Origin of the sequence: Weissella viridescens, from assembly GCF_014789145.1 — a bacterium.
GTDB lineage: Bacteria > Bacillota > Bacilli > Lactobacillales > Lactobacillaceae > Weissella > Weissella viridescens.
In genome coordinates, this window is record NZ_CP061835.1 from 1,451,378 (window position 1) to 1,473,810 (window position 22,433).

The 22,433-nt window shown below is 42.5% G+C and carries 17 protein-coding genes and 2 tRNA genes; 8 read left to right on the forward strand and 11 right to left on the reverse strand.

All coding sequences use genetic code 11. The annotated features are described in order from the left end of the window. Positions 1 to 113: 113 nt before the first annotated feature. A tRNA-Lys gene (locus tag IE337_RS07195) sits at positions 114 to 186 on the forward strand. A gap of 141 nt (positions 187 to 327) precedes the next feature. Further along, positions 328 to 400: transfer RNA gene (locus IE337_RS07200), tRNA-Lys, on the forward strand. Positions 401 to 509: 109 nt separating this feature from the next. Here the strand turns inward: IE337_RS07200 and rpsR are convergent. From rpsR to purR, 6 genes are all read right to left on the reverse strand, one after another. Continuing rightward, positions 510 to 755, reverse strand: coding sequence for a 30S ribosomal protein S18 (rpsR, locus tag IE337_RS07205; protein WP_057746787.1), 246 nt, complete (start codon positions 753 to 755; stop codon positions 510 to 512). A 49-nt stretch (positions 756 to 804) separates the two neighbouring features. After that, a complete protein-coding gene (gene ssb / locus IE337_RS07210) occupies positions 805 to 1,377 on the reverse strand; it encodes a single-stranded DNA-binding protein (RefSeq protein ID WP_057746790.1) in 573 nt (190 codons plus the stop codon). Positions 1,378 to 1,445: 68 nt separating this feature from the next. Then, positions 1,446 to 1,742, reverse strand: a complete 297-nt coding sequence (rpsF, locus tag IE337_RS07215) for a 30S ribosomal protein S6 (protein ID WP_057746793.1) — start codon at positions 1,740 to 1,742, stop codon at positions 1,446 to 1,448. 164 nt (positions 1,743 to 1,906) lie between these two features. After that, positions 1,907 to 2,893 carry a ribose-phosphate diphosphokinase gene (locus IE337_RS07220; protein WP_072152819.1) on the reverse strand — a complete coding sequence of 329 codons (987 nt, stop codon included), beginning with the start codon at positions 2,891 to 2,893 and terminating at the stop codon, positions 1,907 to 1,909. Between the two features lie 144 nt (positions 2,894 to 3,037). Beyond that, positions 3,038 to 4,426 carry a bifunctional UDP-N-acetylglucosamine diphosphorylase/glucosamine-1-phosphate N-acetyltransferase GlmU gene (glmU, locus tag IE337_RS07225; protein ID WP_057746799.1) on the reverse strand — a complete coding sequence of 463 codons (1,389 nt, stop codon included), beginning with the start codon at positions 4,424 to 4,426 and terminating at the stop codon, positions 3,038 to 3,040. A gap of 35 nt (positions 4,427 to 4,461) precedes the next feature. Then, on the reverse strand, positions 4,462 to 5,298 hold the full coding sequence (purR, locus tag IE337_RS07230) for a pur operon repressor (RefSeq protein ID WP_057746802.1): 837 nt from the start codon (positions 5,296 to 5,298) through the stop codon (positions 4,462 to 4,464). A 211-nt stretch (positions 5,299 to 5,509) separates the two neighbouring features. Here purR and glpK point away from each other — a divergent pair, with 211 nt between their 5' ends. The 4 genes from glpK to rpiA all read left to right on the forward strand — a co-directional run bounded on the left by glpK (position 5,510) and on the right by rpiA (position 9,997). Continuing rightward, entirely contained in the window at positions 5,510 to 7,015 is a 1,506-nt protein-coding gene (gene glpK / locus IE337_RS07235) for a glycerol kinase GlpK (RefSeq protein WP_191136303.1), read from the forward strand. A 165-nt stretch (positions 7,016 to 7,180) separates the two neighbouring features. Beyond that, positions 7,181 to 8,647 (forward strand): glucose-6-phosphate dehydrogenase, encoded by a 1,467-nt coding sequence (gene zwf, locus IE337_RS07240; protein WP_057746807.1) that lies wholly within the window; start codon positions 7,181 to 7,183, stop codon positions 8,645 to 8,647. Positions 8,648 to 8,719: 72 nt separating this feature from the next. Continuing rightward, complete coding sequence (locus IE337_RS07245) at positions 8,720 to 9,196, forward strand: 8-oxo-dGTP diphosphatase (RefSeq protein ID WP_191136304.1); 477 nt, start codon at positions 8,720 to 8,722, stop codon at positions 9,194 to 9,196. A gap of 123 nt (positions 9,197 to 9,319) precedes the next feature. Then, on the forward strand, positions 9,320 to 9,997 hold the full coding sequence (gene rpiA, locus IE337_RS07250; protein WP_227067498.1) for a ribose-5-phosphate isomerase RpiA: 678 nt from the start codon (positions 9,320 to 9,322) through the stop codon (positions 9,995 to 9,997). A 74-nt stretch (positions 9,998 to 10,071) separates the two neighbouring features. Here the strand turns inward: rpiA and IE337_RS07255 are convergent, their stop codons facing one another. Both IE337_RS07255 and adhP read right to left on the reverse strand, forming a co-directional pair. Beyond that, complete coding sequence (locus IE337_RS07255) at positions 10,072 to 10,983, reverse strand: GRP family sugar transporter (protein WP_191136305.1); 912 nt, start codon at positions 10,981 to 10,983, stop codon at positions 10,072 to 10,074. 205 nt (positions 10,984 to 11,188) lie between these two features. Further along, positions 11,189 to 12,238 (reverse strand): alcohol dehydrogenase AdhP, encoded by a 1,050-nt coding sequence (gene adhP, locus IE337_RS07260; protein ID WP_057746816.1) that lies wholly within the window; start codon positions 12,236 to 12,238, stop codon positions 11,189 to 11,191. 166 nt (positions 12,239 to 12,404) lie between these two features. Between adhP and IE337_RS07265 the strand changes: the two genes are divergently transcribed. Continuing rightward, a complete protein-coding gene (locus IE337_RS07265) occupies positions 12,405 to 12,917 on the forward strand; it encodes a hypothetical protein (RefSeq protein WP_191136306.1) in 513 nt (170 codons plus the stop codon). Positions 12,918 to 13,095: 178 nt separating this feature from the next. Beyond that, complete coding sequence (locus IE337_RS07270) at positions 13,096 to 13,968, forward strand: hypothetical protein (protein ID WP_191136307.1); 873 nt, start codon at positions 13,096 to 13,098, stop codon at positions 13,966 to 13,968. A 36-nt stretch (positions 13,969 to 14,004) separates the two neighbouring features. On the opposite strand, the gene IE337_RS07275 is transcribed toward IE337_RS07270, so the two are convergent. From IE337_RS07275 to IE337_RS07285, 3 genes are read right to left on the reverse strand one after another with little or no spacing between them, the layout of a single operon-like run. Then, complete coding sequence (locus IE337_RS07275; protein WP_191136308.1) at positions 14,005 to 14,967, reverse strand: NAD(P)-dependent oxidoreductase; 963 nt, start codon at positions 14,965 to 14,967, stop codon at positions 14,005 to 14,007. A 20-nt stretch (positions 14,968 to 14,987) separates the two neighbouring features. Then, positions 14,988 to 18,776 (reverse strand): helicase-exonuclease AddAB subunit AddA, encoded by a 3,789-nt coding sequence (gene addA, locus IE337_RS07280; RefSeq protein WP_191136309.1) that lies wholly within the window; start codon positions 18,774 to 18,776, stop codon positions 14,988 to 14,990. Then, complete coding sequence (locus tag IE337_RS07285) at positions 18,776 to 22,321, reverse strand: PD-(D/E)XK nuclease family protein (RefSeq protein ID WP_191136310.1); 3,546 nt, start codon at positions 22,319 to 22,321, stop codon at positions 18,776 to 18,778. The genes addA and IE337_RS07285 overlap by 1 nt, the downstream gene beginning before the upstream one ends. Between the last annotated feature and the right edge of the window lie 112 nt (positions 22,322 to 22,433).

Here is a 22,433-nt window from a genome sequence, read left to right on the forward strand (position 1 = left end):
CGTTGCATTAGTTAATGCAAACATTCACAAAAATAAATTTCAAAAAAGGCTTGCATTCATTTTTATGAGATGGTATATTATTATCTGTTGTTGAGATAGCAACGAAACGTTTTGGACAAGTAGCTCAGTTGGTAGAGCAACGGACTCTTAATCCGTGGGTCAAGGGTTCGAGCCCCTTCTTGTCCACTCCTAAACCTGACTTTTACGAGTCAGGTTTTTTTATAACTTTTTTCAAGAAAGATAAAAACTTTTTTCAAAAAAAGCTTGCATGATCCATGAGTAGATGGTATATTTATATATGTTGTTGCGATGACAACGAAACGTTTTGGACAAGTAGCTCAGTTGGTAGAGCAACGGACTCTTAATCCGTGGGTCAAGGGTTCGAGCCCCTTCTTGTCCACTCCTGAACCTGACTTTTACGAGTCAGGTTTTTTTGTATCCTCATTTCTAATCCTTGCATAACAGCAACAAAAAAAGCGAGCAACCGAAGTTGCTCGCTTTTTTATATCTTAGTCTTCTGCAACGAAAGGCAAAAGTCCCATGATACGTGCACGCTTGATAGCAGTAGTTACCTTGCGTTGGTTCTTAGCAGAAGTTCCAGTTACACGACGAGGCAAAATCTTACCACGTTCTGAAATGAAACGTTCCAATAATTCTGTGTTCTTGTAATCCACATATTCGATGTGGTTGGCTGCGATAAAGTCAACCTTACGACGGCGACGAGGTCCGCCACCACGACGTTGTTGTTGTGCCATGATTAAATTCCTCCTAAATAGACTTTGTCAAAAGACAAATTAAACTAACTTAGAATGGTAAGTCATCGTCAGAGATATCGACTTCTTGACCACCCGCAAACGGATCACTATTATTTGGTGTCGTTGCGTTATTTGTAGTATTCGAAGCATTAAACACCTGACCATCTGACGAGTTGCCAAATGGGCTTGGTGTTTGTGCAGTATTTTGTGCACCACCCTGGAAACCTTGATTAGCATTATTTTGCCCACCAAAATTACCATTGTTCGTTGCGCCAGCAGCGCTACGACGTTGTTCACTCTCAGCACGACTCTCCAACAATGAGAAGTTATCTACGACAACTTCCGTGACATAGACACGTTGTCCTTGTTGATTTTCGTAATTACGCGTTTGTAAACGACCTTCTACTGCAACTAATGAACCTTTTGAAGTAAAGTTCGAGAAGTTTTCAGCAGATTTACGCCAAATCACACAATTAATAAAATCAGTTTCGCGTTCACCACTGGCATTTGTAAACTGACGGTTAACCGCCAAAGTAAATGAGCCAACAGCTGTGCCAGATGTCGTATAACGTAATTCAACATCACGCGTAAGACGTCCCACTAAAACAACACGATTGATCATTGGAGAATCCCCTTCCTGATTTAAACTTAATCTAAGTTAGATGAAATTGTTAACTGAACTATGTTCAATTAACCAGCGATGTCATCGCGCTTAACGATCATGTGACGCAAGATATCTTGTGAGATCTTAGCCAAACGATCAAATTCGTTAAGTGCAGCTGAATCATCAGCTGTGAAGTTTACGATATGGTAAGTACCTTCACGGTAACCTTCAATTTCGTATGCGAAACGGCGTGATGACCAATCTTTTGATTCAATCACAGTTGCTCCGTTGTCAGACAAGATCTTGTCGAAACGTTCAACCAATGCCTTCTTTGCATCCGCATCCATGTCTGGACGGATGATGTACGTTAATTCGTATGCCATTATATTTTCCTCCTTATGGTCTATGGCTGGTATCTCCAGCAAGGAGTCTCGATGAAAATTCATCGTTACTCACAAAAGCTAATTCTACACACTCTAAACCAATAGTGCAAGTTTTTTTATGTTACGAAACCATTAAAAAAGCCCGCACATGGCGGGCATTTTAATTATTTTTGTTCGCGGTGAAACCGTGTATCAAACAACGGAGAAACTGCCTTATTTTCATTGATTCGTGTAATTGCTTCACCAATCAAATCAGCAGTCGTCACTTGAACTAACTTATCAAACTTCTTTTCTTCAGGAAGGGCAATTGAATCCGTAACAATGACCTTTTTAAAGACAGAATTTTGTAGATTTTCAGGCGCATTACCAGAGAAGACAGCGTGGCTCGCCACAACGTAAACTTCTTCAGCCCCTTCATCAATCAACTTTTGCGCACCTTGTGAAATTGTACCACCAGTATCGATCATGTCATCAATCATGATGGCGCGCTTACCCTTGACGTTTCCAATGATATTCATAATCTTAGCCACGTTGGCCTTTGGACGACGCTTATCAATAATCGCAATTGGTTCTTCAGAACCTAGCATTTCAGCTAACTTACGCGCACGTGTAACACCACCGTGATCGGGTGAAACAACAACAGTATTGTCATCCACAATGCCTTCAGTAAGTAGGTAGTCAGCCAACAAAGGCGCACCCATTAGGTGATCAACAGGAATGTCGAAGAATCCTTGAATTTGAGCAGCATGCAAATCCATAGCTAGAACACGTGTTGCGCCAGCCATCTCAAGCATATTAGCTACCAATTTCGCGGTAATTGGTTCGCGAGAACGGGCCTTACGGTCTTGACGGGCATACCCGTAATAAGGCATAACCACGTTGATTGACTTGGCACTAGCTCGGCGAAGCGCATCGATGGTGATTAGCAGTTCCATCAAGTTATCATTTACTGGTGCAGACGTTGATTGAATAATGTAGACATTATCCCCACGGACTGACTCTTCAATGTTCACTTGAATTTCATTATCACTAAAGCGCGCAAGATTAATCGCTGATAATTCAACACCAATCGAAGCCGCAATTTTTTCTGCTAAAGGGTGATTACTACTCAACGAAAAAATTTTTAAATGTGCATCCCCATAGGTCGCCATTCGAATCCTCCATTTTATATCTAAGTGATTTATTTGTGCTCACAATGTTACATTCAATTCTACCTTCTCAACCACTTTAATTCAACGGGTGTTATACGTGAGTCATCAAAATGAAATATTTTAATAACCCGATGCGTTAATCGGCTAATCTTGTTGACCGAACTTTTCGAACAAAGCCGTTCGCTTCCAAAAATCTGGTTTAACCGTTTGACGAGAACGCGCAATGCCCATGGCATGGTCTGGAATATCATCTGTAATTGTTGAACCAGCTGCAGTTAGCGCTTCTTTACCAATCGTTACTGGTGCAATAATCTTTGTGTTTGATCCAATAAAACTACGATCACCAATCGTTGTATGGTACTTATGTTTACCATCGTAATTCACAAAAATTGTTCCAGCGCCGATATTAACATCTTCACCAACTGTGGCATCACCAAGATATGAAAGGTGGCCCATCTTTGAACCTTTGCCTAATTGCGCATTCTTAACTTCAACGAAGTTTCCAGCATGTGCCTTTTCGGCTAAGTCAGCCTTAGGACGCAAGTGTGCAAACGGACCAATTGTGGCCGCCTTACCGACGTGTGCTTCTTCCAAATGACTAGCGTCAATTTGGGCATCGTCTTCCACATCACTATCGCGAATTTGTGTTCCAGAAGTTAAATAGACCCGTGAACCAATCGTTGTTTTTCCTTTTAAAACAACATTAGGTTCAATCACTGTATCAGGACCAATTTTAACATCAACATCAATATAAGTTGTGGCTGGGTCAATCAACGTTACCCCAGCGCGCATATGCGCTTCATTTGTACGGTCACGCAAAACCTTGTTCGCCTTAGCTAACGCAACGCGATCATTAACACCCATTGATTCATCAAAATCATCCATAATGTAGGCCCCTACGGTGTATCCTTCATTACGTAAAATCTCAAGTGTATCAGGCAAATAATATTCACCCTGTGCGTTATCGTTTGTTACTTCATGTAGGCTCTTAAACAATAATTTATTATCAAAAACGTAAACACCGGTATTGATTTCATGAATTGCCGCTTCCTCAGGAGTTGCATCCTTTTGTTCCACAATCCGTACAACGTTTCCTTGTTCATCACGGACAATGCGTCCATACCCTGTTGGATCAGGTGCTTGGGCTGTTAAAACAGTCACGGCATTTCCTGATTGTGCATGAAAATCAAATAAACGGTTTAATGTATCAACTGTAAAAAGAGGCGCATCCCCAGAGGCAATTAAAGTCATTCCTGATAAATCATCCAGTTCTGGCTCCGCCATTAAAATGGCATGCCCCGTACCAAGTTGTTCCTTTTGTTCCACAACCGCACTACGATCACCAATCGTTTGGCGCACCTGATCACCACCATGACCAACAATGGTCACGATTTTCTTCGGATTCAAAGCCTCTGATGCATCAAGCACCATTTCAACCATAGCCTTACCCCCAACTTGGTGTAAAACCTTTGGCATATCAGACTTCATGCGGGTTCCTTTTCCAGCAGCTAAAATTACAATATATCGATCCATTTTATAATCACCTCAATCTACGTTTTCACTTTCGCTTATGCTTCATCCTTATTACTAAAAATCTGCTTTTGATAATTTCCTGGCGTCACACTAATCACACCATTCTCATTGTTTGTCTCAACGTGTACCAGTGATGTATAGTCCTCAATCACTCGATTTTCAACGCGTCCTTCTGCAACGACCGCTGCACCAACAACTTGTCCCTCGAATTCTTTAACCAACGAAGCCATCCCGCGGATGGTGCCACCGGCTTTCATGAAATCATCGACAATCAAAACTCGTGAGCCCATTGGCAATGAGCGACGTGACAATTCCATCTTTTCAAGCCGTTGCGATTGTCCAGTCACATAATTCACTGACATCGTTGGTCCTTCGGTAACTTTGGTATCGTTTCGAACAATCACAAATGGGACATTCAATTCTTCAGCCACTGATTGGGCAACAGGAACACCCTTTGTAGCCGCCGTCATAACAGCATCGATCGGTTCCTTCAAATATTGTGTCGCAATCAAACGCCCGATGCGCTTCAAGAACCATGGTTGACCTAGCAAATCTGATAGGTAAACATAGCCTCCTGGTAGAACTCGGGTATCATCATCAATGGCATTAATTAATGAAGCAACAAAATCTTCTGCTTCGTTTTTCAACATATATGGGGTAAAGATAGCCCCACCCGCTGCGCCTGGAATGGTCTCCAATAGACCAATTCCGCGCTCTTGAAATGTACGTTTTAAAATACTAAGATCTTCAGAAATTGAAGACTTTGCACTTTCATATTCATCTGAAAAATGGGTTAGCGAAACCAAAGTGCGTGGTCGCTCTAGCAAATAATAGGTCATGTCGACCAATCGGTCACTGCGTCGTGTTTTCATATTTAAACCTCGAACGTTCGGTATTTATAGATTTTCATACAATTGTAACATATTAAGTTCACATAAATAAAATTTTACCGTCCAAATACCGAAATATTCTTGCAAATTCAACTCAACCAACCTGTTTTCCCCGTTTTGAATCAACCACCGAACTAAAATGTTATAATGGGGTTATCTATAACGAAAGAATATCTGGAATTGAGGACTGCATATGCCAATTAAACAAACGGAATATATTCTGGCATTAGACCAAGGAACCACTGGAACACGTGCGGTTATCTTTAACCACAATACTCGGCGCGTGCTAACCGCTGCCACAGCTTTAACACCTATAATCCCCCAGCCGGGTTGGCAAGAACAACGCCCCACCGACATTTGGGAAAGCGTTCAGTCAGTGATTGGTGACGCTTTAATCAACGCTGGGATTAATGCCAGTGATATCAAAGCAATTGGCATTGCCAGTCAACGAGAGACAACCATTGTTTGGAACCGTGAAACTGGCCAACCAATTTATAATGCTATTTCTTGGGCTTCCCTCCAATCGGCTGAAATCGCCGAACAGCTAGTTGCTGATGGCTATGCCAAAACAATTCATGAAAAAACTGGACTACCAATTAACCCATACTTTTCTGCCACTAAAATTCGTTGGATTTTAGATCACGTTGATGGCGCCCAAAAACTAGCCGAAGCCGGTAAATTAGCTTTTGGAACCGTCGATAGTTGGCTAGTATGGCAACTCACCGATGGCCAAGCACATGTTACTGATGCCTCGAATGCTGCGCGAACAATGCTGTACAACATTCATACGCAAAGCTGGGACCCAGAACTTTTGGATATCTTTAATATTCCAGCCTCAATGTTGCCTGAAGTTCATGCAAGTAGTGAAGTCATTACTAAAACCAGCCCACTGCACTTCTTTGGTAATGCCGTGCCAATCGCCTGTTTAATCGGTGACCAAAACGCGGCGTTAATTGGACAATTAGGTACTCACCCTGGTGATATTAAAGCCACGTATGGGGCTGGGGCTTTCCTATTACTCAATACTGGAGATCAACCTGTCTCTACGGAGAATTTGACGACCACTATTGCTTATCAAGTTGGTGATCAAACCACTTACGCCTTAGATGGTGCCGTCTTCAATGCTGGTTCAGCTTTACAATGGCTACATACCAACCTAGATTTGATTGAAAATCAAGTCGACAGTTGGCATGCCGCAGATGCTTCAACTAATCATAACGAAATTTATATGGTCCCTGCTTTTAATGGTCTGGGGGCGCCGTATTGGAACCCTCAAGCACGCGGTTCCGTACTAGGATTGACGCGCAGTACCACTAAAAACGACTTTATTAAAGCAACGTTGCAGTCAATTGCATACCAAACTGCTGATATTATGAATCTGATGAATCAAGCCGCTGTCGTTAAACCGACTGAACTAAAGGCAGATGGCTCAGTTTCACGTAACCCTTACTTAATGCAATTCCAAGCGAATATCGCTAACATGCCCGTACAACGAGCCATGGATGAAGATACTACCGCCATGGGAGCAGCCTTTTTAGCTGGTATTGCGACTGGTTATTGGCATAACTTGGCTGATTTAGAAGAGCACGTCCTTCAAGGACGGCGCTTTGAACCAACCATCGATGATCAGACACGCACCCGCCTCTTAGATGGTTGGCATGCCGCGGTTAAGACAACTGAGATTTTCGCGGAAGATTAATTTGTAGGGTCTTTCACAATAACCCTTTTGATTTGTCACTTTTTTTCACAATTTATAGATAATTTGTGAAAAAAAGTTTATAATAAAGGTGTCGAATAGTTCTGTTTACTCAGAATTTATTTAGTTACAAAATCTAGTTATAGCTATTTAAAAAGGAGTATAGTCGTGCCAGAAGAAATTACTACATTGTTAACATTTTTTGGTGGAACCGGTGATCTTGCTAAGCGTAAGCTTTACCCTTCTACTTACAACCTTTTCAAAAAGGGATTTTTACAAGAGCATTTCGCAATTGTCGGGGCATCTCGTCAAGAAATGTCAAACGACGAATTCCGTCAAATGGTTTTAGCATCACTTGATGGTTTCATCGATGATCAAGCCAATGCTGAGGAATTTATCTCGCACTTCTATTACATCAAGCAAGACATTACTGATAAGGCCAGTTACGCCGAAATGTTGGACCTTGATAACGAACTTGATGCCAAGTATGGACTAAAGGGAAATCGTATTTTCTATATGTCTGTGGCACCACGTTTCTTTGGAACAATTGCTAAATATTTGAAGTCAGAAGGTTTGATTACTGAAAATGGTGAATACAACCGTTTGATGATTGAAAAGCCATTTGGTTCTTCATATAAAACTGCCGAAGAACTTCAAAAGGAACTGACTGAAGCCTTTGATGATGATCAAATCTACCGAATTGACCACTATCTTGGTAAGGAAATGGTACAAAACATTGCCCCACTTCGTTTTGGAAACCCATTGATTGATGCTGCTTGGAATAAGGACTACATCGAAAACGTTCAAGTAACATTGTCAGAAGTCCTTGGTGTTGAAGAACGTGCCGGATACTATGATACTGCCGGAGCTTTGCGTGACATGATTCAAAACCACACGATGCAAATCATTGGTTGGTTAGCCATGGAAAAGCCAACAGACTTTAGCGATAAGGCTGTCCGTGCCGCAAAGAACACAGCCTTCAATGCTTTGAAAATTTATTCAAACGATGAAGTTGCTGAAAACTTTGTACGTGGTCAATACGGTGAATCAGCTGATGGTTCACAACGCAAGTACTTGGATGAACCAGATGTTCCAGCAGGTTCACAAAACAATACTTTCGTTGCTGGTAAGTTGCAATTTGATACACCACGTTGGGAAGGCGTTCCTTTCTACATCCGTTCAGGAAAGCGTCTAGCTGCTAAGGCAACACGTGTAGATATCGTCTTCAAGAAGTCAGCCAACATCTTTGGTCAAGGTGGCGAAAAGCTTGTTAACCCTGTTCTTTCAATTTTGATTGACCCAGTTGGTCGCGTTGAATTGACAGTTAACGCTAAGAACGTCACTGATACATTCCAAACACGTCCAATCGAATTGGATTGGCAAGTTTCTGAAGCTGACAAGGCTGTTACTCCAGAACCATACGAACGTATGATTCACGATTGCATGGACGGAAACGGATCTAACTTTGCTGACTGGAATGGTGTGGCCGTTGCTTGGAAGTTCGTCGATGCCATCCAAGATGCATGGGACAAGACTCCTGCAACCTTCCCTAACTACGTTTCTGGTTCAATGGGACCAAAGGAATCTGATGAGTTACTTGCTAAAGATGGTAACGAATGGGTTTTCAAGGGATAATTTAAAAACAAATAAAAACAATCCAACACGTTGGATTGTTTTTTTCTTACACCTTAACCAAGGAGGCCACCTATGACTGATCGCACTACCCCCACTGAACTCACGAATATGATTTTGATTGAAAATCCTGACACTCACCAAATTTTAGTCGAGAATCGGCACAATCAAAACTGGCCAGGCGTAACATTCCCTGGAGGTCATATCGACACTGACGAAACCATTACTGCTTCAGTTATTCGTGAAGCGTATGAAGAAACCGGCCTTACGATTAGCCACCCAAAATTAGTTGGTATCAAAGAATGGCCACTGAACAACGGTGCACGTTATATTGTTTTCTTATATAAAACAACCGAATATACTGGTGATTTAACATCAAGCCGTGAGGGGGAAATTTTTTGGACAACACGTGAAAAATTAACCGATGGCACTTATCAATTACCGCATACCTTCGCCGAAATGTTACCTGTCTTTGACAATCCAGACATTAATGAACTTGCCCTAATCAAACCAACCGATGCTAATTCTGGTTGGGAAATCGAGTGGCAATAACTAGACGCAAACCATATCATTAATTTCTCACGAATTTACCTGTTTTAACTCGTTGCAAAAACAGTTATAATAGTTTTTGCTGAATACGCAACAAACAAAACTGCTCGGAGGAATTTTTGGATAATGGTCAATAAAAAGAAAGAAACTGCTGCAGTTGCCGCACTTGATTTCATTGAAGACAATATGATTGTTGGATTAGGTAGCGGAAGCACAGCTAGCCTTTTCATTGAAAAATTAGCCGAATACGCAAAGCAAGCGCAACTGACTTTAACGTGTGTTGCGACTTCTGAAAAATCCGCAGCATTGGCAACTAGCCTTGGTTTAAACGTCGTTGATTTAGACGATATTGACCAAATCGACGTCACAATTGATGGCGCTGATGAAGTCGATGCCCACCTTAATGGCATTAAAGGTGGCGGTGCCGCCTTACTTTATGAAAAAATCGTTGCACAAAGCTCAAAGCGCAATGTCTGGTTAGTAGATACCACCAAGGTTCGCGAACACTTGGGGCAAACAAAACTACCCATTGAGGTCATCCCCTTTGGAAGTACTCACATTTTTAATTATCTGAAGACGCACGGGCTTAATCCTGTTTTCCGCCGTAATGTGAACAAGACATTATTAGAAACTGACTCAGTTAACTACATTATTGATATCGACATTTCTGAAATCAAAGATTTGCATCAATTTGGTAGTGATTTAGAAGATTTCGCTGGCGTCGTTGAACACGGTCTGTTCCTTGATGTCTGTGACGATCTCATTATCGGAGACGATGATTCCGTTGAAATCGTCCAAAAATAAAACGCCAATTGGCGTTTTTTTTGTACAAAAAAATCGTCTATTAGTGTCTTTACTACTAACAAACGATTTCAATTTTATTTTAAGAAAGCCGTCACAGCCGCCGCAAGTACAATAAGCAATAATCCGACCATCGTTGCTAACCATTCTTTACGTGTTTTATGGACATGCATCACGACAATTCCTGAAACAGTTGCACCAACAATTGACACTTGTGATAGCACAAAACTCGTTGCTAACCCTAACATAGCCGGTTGTGCTGAGACAAGGTATCCCAAAGCTCCCATCGCAAAAAAGAATCCTGAGATAAGTTGACGATACGTCACCACCTTATTGAAAATATTGTGTTTATTTTTCAATAAATCATATAGTCCTAAACCAGTTCCAAAAGCGGCCATCCCTAAAGCTTGTGGGAAGAACATATCCATACCACTAATGTCGTGTGTGTATTGGGGCAAAATACCATAGAGTGAATACCCCACTTGGGCAATCAATAAAATAACCATGGCTTTAATCAACAACTTCGAATTTCCCGCCGTTTTCTTTTCTTGATATGTCGTCAAATAGGCGCCAACCATAATGGCAACCACTGCAAACGTACCAAATATTTTAGCTTCGAAGCTAGCCCAATTACCTAGCATAGTAACGCCCCAAAGAACATTGGCAATAATTTGAAACGCCGTCGATATTGGCATAACTTTAGCTGATCCCAAAATGTGACCCTGGTCATCTTTCAACCCAAAGGCTGAGATTGTTACAACATTTCCAAAAGCCCACGCAGCCCCTGACACAACTGATAACCAAAAGTTTGCCCCTGTTGGCATTGGGTAATTTCCCACAAGCACAACAACAGTTGCAACAATCAATGTTCCCCAAGTTGCACCAAAAATAGCTTGAATTGGATTTCCACCAATTTTTGATACTAACGTCGGATATGCACTCCAGCCAATAATCGCCAGTGAGACGAAAAACAATCCTAAAATATTCATCACATTTCCCTAGTTTCTTCAATTTATTTTTCTATGCATGCAAAAAATATGCAGACAATCAGATTTTGTATATCTAATAGTTTAAACGATATCTCTAGGGATTGGCAAGCGCATTACACCAATTGGTAAAACGTTTTTACAACTTCCTGCCGCTTAGCAAAATAAAAAAGCCGACCGAAGTCAGCTTTTAATCAATAAACACTGGTTATAGTGAACGGAAATCAAAGACCATACGCCCTGTAATTTGGTTATTGTGCATTGATTCAATAACGTCATTCAAGTCACGCACATCGGCACGTTGAACGATAGGCTTAACCTTACCTTCAGCTCCGAATTGGAAGGCTTCAGCCAAATCAGTACGACCACCAACAAGTGACCCCTTAACTTCAATGCCATCCAAAACAGTCTTCACAACGTTTAATTCCATATTACCTTGTGGCAAGGCAACGGCAACCAACTTACCCATTGGACGCAATGAGGCAATTGATTGGTCAAAAGCCTGGGTGTTAACGGCAGTAACTTGCGCATTGTGAACACCACCAACTTTTTCTTGAATGATGGCAGGAACATCTTCAGTCTTACGGTTAATCAACAATTCAGCTCCTGAATCCTTGGCCGCTTGTAGCTTGTCAGGATTTCCATCAACAGCAACAACATGGGCTCCGAAAACATTGTGCGCATATTGGATGGCCAAGTTACCAAGACCACCAGCTCCAACAACTGAAACCCATTGTCCAGGCTTGGTTTCTCCAACCTTCAATGACTTATACATTGTTACACCGGCACAAGTGATTGATGACGCTTCCATTGGATCAAGTTCAGCAGGGACCTTAACGGCATACTTAGCATTGACCACAACTTGTTGCGCCATCGCACCGTCAACACTGAATCCAGCGTTACGAACCTTACGACAGAATGTTTCGTTACCCGTGTTACAGTACTCACAGTTTCCACAAGCATCGTAGAACCATGCAATAGAAACACGATCTCCAACCTTCAAATAGTCTGAAGCACCTTCACCAAGCTTTGAAACGATACCAACTCCTTCGTGCCCAATAACACGACGGAAGCCAGGACGTGGATTAATTTCATTAGGATTACCAAAGTCACCATTTGCAACGTGCAAATCTGTGTGACAAAGTCCACAATATTCAACATCAACTAAAGCTTCACCGAAACCAACTTCACGTGGCTCCCAATCATCTACTAAATCAACGAATCCATCTGGGTTTTGACGTACAACAGCAGCCTTCATAATCTTAAATCCTCCACAAAATTCATTTTATTGTTATCTTTTTCACAAGTTAATTGTATGTGATATTTAAAATTTTTGCAAGCGTTTTCTGGCTTCCTTTTACAATTTTTCTCCGACCTTTTATACTTGATAAATAATACTAAAAACGATTGGAGCGCTATGTCCGATGAAGACTATTTCAAAAATACTGCTTGGTAGTGTCGCCGTCGCAGGGATAGGTGCCGGAGTTGCCTACACGACTCAGCCGGACCTCAAGAACCAAGTTAACACTCTCGCCCCAGGTACGCATAAAGCTGGTAAAACAACGGTTGACGATACTAAAACAAATGAAGAACTCGCCACAACAGTAATTGGGCTTTATGGAGCTAACCATCTTGAGGACAACGCTCATTGGAAACAGGTCCCTGTTGCTTTTAAGAGTAGTACTACCCTAATGAAAGAGCCGCGTACGAACACACTCACGGTTTATCGTATCTTGGTACCAAATACGAATCAAAACGATGCGCCATATTATGAACTTTCAGGATCAAACCATAATACCGTGACTTTTTACGACGGAACCTCAACGACCCCACTCGCCAAAGTCGATCTAGCCACAGTGGTGAAGTATGTGAATGCGCATTACTCTGATCAACAACAACAAGATTGCGCCACGCGCATCAAAATTCAATACAGTTAAATCTTTAATCATACGGACGCTTAGTACCAGCTCCATTTAACGGCATTCAATTAGGTTATCGTTATACTAGCGTTTTCAAAATAAAGTACTCGCTCTAAATAATTGTTTAATATTGCATTTGTATGACAAAATTAGTGTTATACTGTTCAATAACCAATTCCCAATAGGAGCGCAAATCATGTACAAAAATATTAAGTTGTATTCCGTTACCCTCACTGCTGTATTAGGTATCAGCATCGCAACAGTTGCCCATGCGGATGACACACAACAAACAGCCACCCAGCCACAAACTGAACAGGTCGACAAAGCACCCGTTACAGATACAGCCAATGCAACTCAGGTTTCAACAGCATCAGCGGACAAGACTGAACAAGCATCAGCGCTAACTGATAAGGGTACTGGCACAGCAACGTCCAAACCAGCTACCTCTGAAACTACAACCACTGACACGACAGTATCTACGCCAATTACAACTCATAAAACAAACGGACTTGTCTCAGAACCAACTAAATCTGAAACACCAACCCAACCCTCAGCTACCTCAACTGTGACGCCTAAAATTGAGCGAAGCACGACGGATGGGCAATGGCATGGTAAAACCATTAAAATGCTAAATGGTACAACGTGGTATTTTACTAATGGACGTGTTTTAGATGACAACGGTATTGTCGTTGCTTATGTCGGGAAAGATAGTACTCTTATCACTGATAACGGTGAACCCTTTGCTGAATTAGAAGGACAATACATCATTGATGGTTCAGGTACTAAGATCGGTAAATTATTTGAAAGCACAGTGGCACCTCGTTTCGAACAAGAAACGCCAAAAGCAGCAAACAAGCAGGCTAGTGCAACAGGTTCAAATGCAACGACCTCAACGCAACCTGCACCTGAAAAAAACAGTGCAACAGTCGCACCTTCAGTTACCAAACGCGCTGCTACGTTGCCAGATACTGGCTATGAAAAAAATCAATCAATCGTCAACATTGCCATATTGGCACTTGTTGCACTTAGCGTTGGCTTAGCCCAACACTTAATTAAATATCGTCACTAAAAAAAGATGACTCACAAATGTGAGTCATCTTTTTTGTTACTTCATACCATTAACAACATTTGTAGGCTGACCAGCTAAGGCAGCGCGCACATTGCTGACAGCTTCCTCAAAAATCGCCGTTTGTGCTTCAACAGTACCAGTTCCGGCATGCGGGGTCATCACCACATTGTTAAAACCAGTTAAAGCCATTGGCACTTCGGGTTCATTTTCGAAGACATCTAACCCAGCCCCCGCAATTTCATGTTGCTTGAGGGCATCCGCTAAATCACTTGTATTGACTAAAGCACCTCGGGCGACATTGATCAAAAAGGCTGAATTTTTCATTTGTTTAAAGACATCCGCATTAATAATATGCGTCGTTTCAGTCGTCGCTGGTGCATGCAATGAAAGTACATCCGCTTGTTGCACAAGCTCTTCAAACGTAACGTACTTCACGTTCGCTGCAGTCTCGGCTTCAGGTGCTAGTTGGTGCCGGTTATGATAAATCACATTCATCCCCAGCATCTGACCAAATTGAGCCATCGTTTTACCAATCCGGCCCATTCCGAAGATACCAAGCGTCTTGCCTTGCACACTCGTCGCATGGTTGGCCGGGTTTGTCATCGGCGTCCATTCACCAGCATGCATTTTATCATCGAGAGGCATGATATTGCGCGTCACGTCTAACATCAATGCTATCGCCATCTCGGCCGTTGGCACACGTACGCTTTCAGGCGTATTAGCAACAACAATCCCTTTTTCACGCGTGTAGTTCAAATCAATGTGGTCAAAACCAACACTGCAAGTCGCAATGACTTTCAAATCTTTCCCGGCGTCCACCAATTCTTGATCAACTTGGTAACCAAAGAAGACGAGCGCTTCCTGACCCGGTAACGCTGCTAATAATTCAGCACGCGTATACGGATGATCTTTGGGATACGTCACCTCAAAGTCTTGTGATAGTGTTTCAACAACAGCTGGGGTAAGTTCTCCAGTGAATAATACTTTTGGTTTTGTCATGTTCCTACGACCTCCCAGTCTTACTTTAGTTCTATGGTTTCTTGGGCATCAAATGAGTAAAGATAGCGTTTTGGATAAGGCAAGCCTTGCGCAACCAGCGCTTGTGCATAGACATTAATTTGTCCACTGTAGCGCGCCGTGAGTACCTGCGCCGCTGACTCATTCTGCTTAATATGGTCAGTTTTGTAGTCGAAGAGCCAAACGTCATCGCCAACCTTGAAATAACCATCAATAATTCCGTGGACCAAGACCTTTTCATCACCTTGATAGTCACGGTATAAATTACTTGCATTCAACAACAATGAGAAGGGAACTTCCCGTTCCAAACTATCAGCATGCGCCACCATTGTTTGACCCAAGATGTTTGCATTAAAGAAACTTTCAATCCTTTGCAGATCAACACGCTTTGCCACATCAGCTTCAATCGACTCGTTTGCTACCAATTGATCTAATAGCGTTTGCAAATCTGCTAGTGTTGGTGCCCCGTGCGTTAAATCAACGCGTTGCATCACCATGTGTGTCGCCGTTCCAATGGCAGCCGGTGCTACTCGTTTGGTTTGGTGTTGCATAAACTCTGGTTCGGCTAATGACTCATTCACAAAACGTAACCCGACTTCATTTTGCGCTGAAAGACGCTCATCTTCAAGTACCCGTCCAGCACTTAAATCCGGATCTTCAAACAAACGCTTCAACTCTGAAACAGACTGATAAGCTGTGGCCCGAGTGGCACCTTCATAAGGATAAGTAAAATCAAGCACTTGATGCCAGTCTGTAATTGGTGTTGCAGAGCTATCACGATCGCTAGCTTGTTCATTTTGCGCCACTACTTGCTTTGGCATTGCTGCTTCGGCAGTTTTTAAAGTCGTTTGGTTCATCAATTCAACATCAAAACCAAAGTCATTTTTAGCAGGCAACGGACTCGTTTCGGGCATATCGAACTCGGCGCCAACTGCTGCATAAGCTTTTTGTAACTTCTGATTTGCTTCAGGGTGGCGTAACAACGCCATCCCGGCTAAGTCCATGTATGAACTGGCACGTTCACGAATCCAAGTTGGTAACATCCAACTCGTACCTAATGCACTCAACTGCCACGTTTTATCCATGGTATCCAAGGTACGATACGTTCCAACCAAATATAAGTTCTGTTCGGCACGGGTCAATGCCACATACAAGACACGCAATTGTTCTGCAAAGGCACCGGCTTTACGCGTTTCCTTCACAAATTCGCGTTGGGGCGTAGGTAGCATTAGATTGTGGTCAGCATCGACATAGTTGACCCCAACACCCGCTTTGGCATCCGCCAAAATGGGTCCCTTTGATTCATTAATTGAAACCATTTGGTGCGTGCTGTTTAACACGAAAACAATTGGGAACTCAAGTCCCTTCGAATGGTGAATCGTCATCAGGCGAATCGTATCATCACTAACATTCGCATCCGCCGAACTTAAATCACGATCTTGCGATTGAAGCTCCAGAACGTACTGAATAAATTGGTACAACCCAACGAATGATGAGCGTTGGTAACTTGCTGCGCGTTCATACAAGGCGTGCAAGTTGGCTTGACGTTGCGCTCCCGAAGGTAAACCACCCACATAATCTAACCAACCTGTCCGGTTATAAATTTGCCAAATCAGGTCAACGATTTGATTCTGAGTTGCCAAACGCTTAAAGTCAGCCAAATCATCCGCAAAACGTTGCAACACGCGCTGAACCTTTGCGCGTTGATCAACATCATTTCCGGGGTATGGCAGCTCATCGCCGGCATTCAACCAGGTGGTCACTGCTTGATAGAAGTCATCCTGTTGATTTTGTAATCGGATTAATGCGAGATCATTTTCATTTAAGCCATACAAAGGTGAACGTAACACAGCGGCCAAAGGAATATCTTGATGCGGATTATCAATCACGCGAAGTAAACTTAACATCACCGAAATTTCAGTCGTTTGAAAGAAATTCTCCGTTCCTTCAATCGTAACTGGCAAGTCCAAGGCCCCAAAGACATCTAACACATCTAGATTTTGATTCTTGGTTGGCACCAAAATGGTCATATCTGAATAAGTTGGGCGGCGGGTCTTTCCAGCCTTTCGGTCAAAAATAACGTAGTCTGGGTCTTGCATAATTTGGCGGATTTTCAAGGCCATCAAGTGGATCTGTCCAGTTGCACCGTCATAACTTTCATCATTGTCCAAACTATTTGGCACTTCTTCTTCATCCGAACCAGCGTCATCTTCCTGCAAATACACCAGCAAATTGGCTTGCTTGGCAATGGCTTCAGGATAATAGTCGGCTCCAGCTACCAGTTCAGCTTCACCACTATAATCAACATCTCCTAATGCTTCATCCATCACTTGCGCAAAGATGTAATTAATAAAGTTGGTGACATTCGGTTGAGAACGGAAGTTTTCTTGGAGCGTAATCACTTCACTATCCTCGCGCGTTGGATATGCCGTCAACTTTGAACCAAATAAGGTTGGATCTGCCTGACGGAATTTATAAATCGACTGCTTAATATCCCCCACTTGGAAGGTATTTTCCGGTCCAGCAATTCGACTCAAAATCGCTTCTTGTAGTTGGTTCGTATCTTGGTATTCATCGACCATGACTTCACGATAGTGTTGCTGTAATTCATGGGCGACAGCATCTTGTTGTACAATTTCCAAGGCAAAGTGTTCCAAATCATTGAAATCGAGCACCTTGCGTCGAAGCTTCTCCTTCAAAAACGCCTCTTGGAATTGTTGTGTAAATTTAACCAACGTTGCCAAAGTCGTTCCAGCTCCGTCCATGGCGATCTGAATTCCTTGCGAATCCAAGGTAAAGTAAGCATGCTTCCAAGAATCAATCGCTTTTTGGCGATCTTGACGTTCCTTACTAATAGGCGCCCAGGCTTCTTTAACCTGTGAATCAGACTTAAAGCGTGGTGCTTTGCCCTTTTCATTTTTACCAAAGGTTTCAAATTGTAAGTTCAGTACCAGTTGGCGAATTTGATCAAACGTTGCATCTGGGTTTTGCAACATCGCTTGCACATCTTCCAGTTTCGCTGCATCATTCATTAAATTATGCAACCGATTTTCAGCCGCTTCTTCATCATTCGTGTCAGGCGCATGGTTAACGGCATCTTGAGCTAATGTCACTAAGCCCTCCAAGGTTTGGACCATGCGTGGCTGCACCATTTGTTGATAAAACGGTGTTTGCGCATAATCGGCATTTGAGACATACGCATCTGTTAAACTCTCAAGCCACTCCGTTGTATCTGGACGTGCCATGGCAAAGTTAAACAGCGTAAAAACAGCTTGTTGTAAGTCACCATCGTCCTGTGCGTTCGTTTTGAATTGTTGTACAAAATGCGTAAATGGATGTCCAGTTGCCGTCTCATCAGCTTCATATGCGTCATCCAATAACGTTTGATACACTTCTTGCTTAATGAGCGTATTTTCAGCATCATCTACCAATCTAAACTGCGGATCTAAGTTGATGGTGTAGTGGTATTGCTCAATCAAGCGCATCGCAAAGGCATGTAACGTTGAGATGCTAGCCACGTTAATTAAACGCAATTGCTTGAGCAGGTGTTGCTTATCGTCAGCTTCTGGAATTGCTTGGCGAATGGCCGCTTCCAGCCGTTCTTTCATTTCCGCCGCCGCAGCATTGGTGAAAGTTACGATTAAGAATTCATCGATGTTTTCGCCAGCCAGCAAACGCTGTAAGACCCGTTCAACCAAGACGCGGGTCTTCCCTGAACCTGCTGACGCAGAAACTAGGATATTTTTATCTTTATGGGTAATGGCTGCTTGTTGTGATTCTGTAAACTGCATTACTGGTTATCCTCCTCTGTCGAATCAGGTTCCGTCATTTTACGATGCATTGCTTCAAGGGCGCCGTTCCGGTTACTTGGTAGTTGTGAAATATCATGATACTTGTTACCGAGCATGGCATCAAAGAACATCACGGGTAGGTAATCACTATGTTGTAACCCAGTCGCTTGTTTATCACGGAATGGCTGTAAAGGAAATGATCCTTGTAAGATGCGTTCCGCAATGTGTTGAATCATATAACGATTGTAATCAATCAACGTGTTTAATTCATCATCCGAATAAGTTTCATGTCCACTCTTTAGCGCATCCCCCGACTTCTTATATTCAAAGCCATACAACTTCGGATCACCTTCTGGTGTGTCCAAAGCTGATAATAGTGCGTCATCCTGGCGCAAGACACCTGTGTACTGTCCCCCTTGCTGCGCCTTTTCATCAGCATAGGCCAAAAGGGATGGATAATCAGGCAATAGTGGCTCTTTGTCTAACTTTAGCAATGGCGTTTGCGCATTGAAATAAGTTGCTCCGCCCACTTCAATTGCTTCAGCATCTGATAAGGCTTCCCAATACGTCATGAGTTGTAGTTCTAATCCTGATAAGGCCTTGGTGAAGTTGAAATCACGCTTACTTGATTTGTAATCAACAATCATCAAATAGTCCTTATCACCGGTCCGAACACGATCAAAACGATCAATTTTTCCACGGACAGTTACAGAACCTCCGGCAACATCATACTTAACGGGCTTAAGGCCTTGTTTACCAAGTCCAAAGCCAACTTCAGTCCGTTGCGTTTGAATCTTTTGATTATCAGGCTGACCGCGACGCATTTGTTCTAAGTCAGCAATCACTTGCTGCGTCAATAGTTTCGTTAAGAACCGCATCCGTGCCGAACTGTTGAAGATATCAAAGGTAATGTCACCTGCACTCAATAACTGATCCGCATAGACTTGCACCTTTTGTGCGATTTCCGCATTAGTCAATTGTCCCAAAACCTTATTTTCTTGAATCAAGGCATTGAACACACCTTCAAAGAGCGCGTGCATATACGTTCCTTTTTCGGCTGGCGTCAAATCCATCACTTCACGGTCACGTAAACGCAACCCGTATTGTAAGAAGAACTCATAAGGATTACGGGCATAACTTTGGAGACGTGACACTGATGCCTTCAAATCAGTACCAAACAAATCAGTAACGAGAGCTGGTTGAACAGGTTGTGGTTCATTCACATACTTCAAACTCTTCATCAAACGTTGCGTTGGTTCTGGTAGTAACTGTGAGACTTGATTTTGCAAAGCTTGCCAATTCAGAGTCAGACCTACCTTTTGGTTCAAGGCAAAACGATTGACCATCACCAAATGCGCCAACGTGCTAGCAGGTGATCCTACAAATTGGCCAAGCTCAGTCAATTCAGGCGTTGGTAATACCAAGAAATGTTGCGCCTTCAAATCGAATTGTTGGGTTAGACGGTTAATGTATGTTGAAGCTTCCTGTTCTTTATCTCCATCACTTGTGGCATATAACCAAACCAGGCGACGTTGCGTACTCATCATCGCACTGTACATGAGAAATGGCTCTTGTGCCATTTGTTGTTCAGCTGTCCCCTTCATTTGAACACCATCTGGCAAATAACTGGCTAATATGTCACGATCTTGATCATTCAAAATTGCCTTCGTTTTCACTGTACCTGGTAAGTTCGTATTCGTGGCACCAAAGACAATCGTTGTGTCATAGTGCTCTCCCTGAACAATCCCACTTTCTGAAACCCGAACTTGATCCATCGTCGCCGGAATACCAGAGTAGTTAGCATTATCAAATCCAGCTTGTAACGCATCTTTAAGTTCAGATAAGGTCATTGTTTCAGCATCAAAGACTGTCACAAAGTCATCTAACACACCAATAAAGGTCCGCCAGACTTGTTCGGGTTGTTGCGCTAAATTCAAATCACCTCGTGCAATGGCTTCATCACGCCAAGCTAACAATTGTTGATCCACACGTTGGTCGAGTAAAAATTGATATAACGCCGTTGCCAATTCACGCGCATTTTGCACCTGTTCAATTTGTTTCAAAAACGGTACGACCGTTTGACTCATTTGTTGGTGCACCAATTCAATTTGTGCATCTTTTGCTTCGACACGTTCACGAACAACATCATCGTCCATATCTAACGTTTGACGATCAAATTGCCATGGCGTTTGGTCTTGCCAACGCCAACCGGCCATATTTTTCGCTAACGCATAATTTTCCGTAAGTGCTAATGCTTCACGATAATCCGTTAACGAAACTGCTTCAGGACGGAGTAACTCTGTCTTCAGCAAGGTCATCACTCGATTTAACGTCAATCCATTCGACAAATCTAGTAATTGATCTAAAAAGGCGACAAACGGATGCTCGCCCATTGATAAATCGGCATCCATAAAAAATGGAATCTCAAAACGGCTAAAGACTGCTGGAATAATATTTTGATAGGGGCCTAAATCACGTGCTAATAGCAGGTAATCCCGGTAACGGTGCTCACCACGGGCGACCTCTTGGCGAATCTGACGTGCCATTTGTTCCACTTCTTGATACGGCGTATTCGCCTGCCAAACTTGCAGTTCATCTGATTGAATTGTTCCAGCGCCATCGTGTGTTTGCACCCCTGTACGTTCATAACTTTGCCAAAAATCTTCCACAGCATGCATGGTTTGACTAATTGGTCGTTCATTTAGAACTGGTTTGACCTGTGCCGGTATCTGTTTCTGCTGGGCATAATCTAACAAATGTTGCCCCAAATGTTTTTCTGGTTGGAACAAATCGGGTTGTCCGGCGTTCAATTTTAGATTATCAGCCGGTAGCCCCAAAGTGACTTGTTGCGCATTAGCGATTAAGGCTTCAACTACCCCACGTTCCGCTTGTGTCATTTGCGCATATCGATTAATAAAAAATTGATGGTGGCTTAAATCAGCTTTATCTGTATTCAAATAAACCTTCAAAGCTAACAATAAATCACTATTCAGATATTGACCTCGCTCTGCTAAAATCGCATCTAATTGGTCCCCAATTAGGGTCAAATCATGCAATTTATACACCAGCGTCTGGGCATTTTTTAAATTACCTTGAATGGCTTCTAAATCATGTTGTTGTAAACCAGATTGACGGAGTTCAAGCAATTGATCCGTAAATTGACTAACAAAACCAGGTTTGTTCAACATTGATTGGTAAAGTTGCAACTGGTCCTGATTTTGACGCAACAAGCGTTGTACCAACATGACCATGGCATCCTTCGAGACATTCGCTGCGTGATAAAGCGGATCATCATTCATGTAATACCAAGCCAAACGACTCAATGAAAATACTTGGACACGTGGCACCGAAACGGCGTTTCCTTCGTGTCCCATTAACTTGGCTAAACGTTCTAAGACATCAATTTCACTTTCAAATTTAATATGATTCGGCACCACATAAAAAAGTTGGGCCTGTGGATCATTTTCAAGAGTTGTTTGCATCTGTTCGAGCAGTTCAAGTTCATGGTCTTTGCTTGCTGGACCAACTAATATATCTAATGCCATTCTTTTCCCTCACTTAAAATTTATCTAACTCCATTCTATCAAAGATTGTGCGGTCTAGCTGAAACTCAGCCAGATCTTATTTCATTTGTTTTTTGACAGATACCAATGTTTC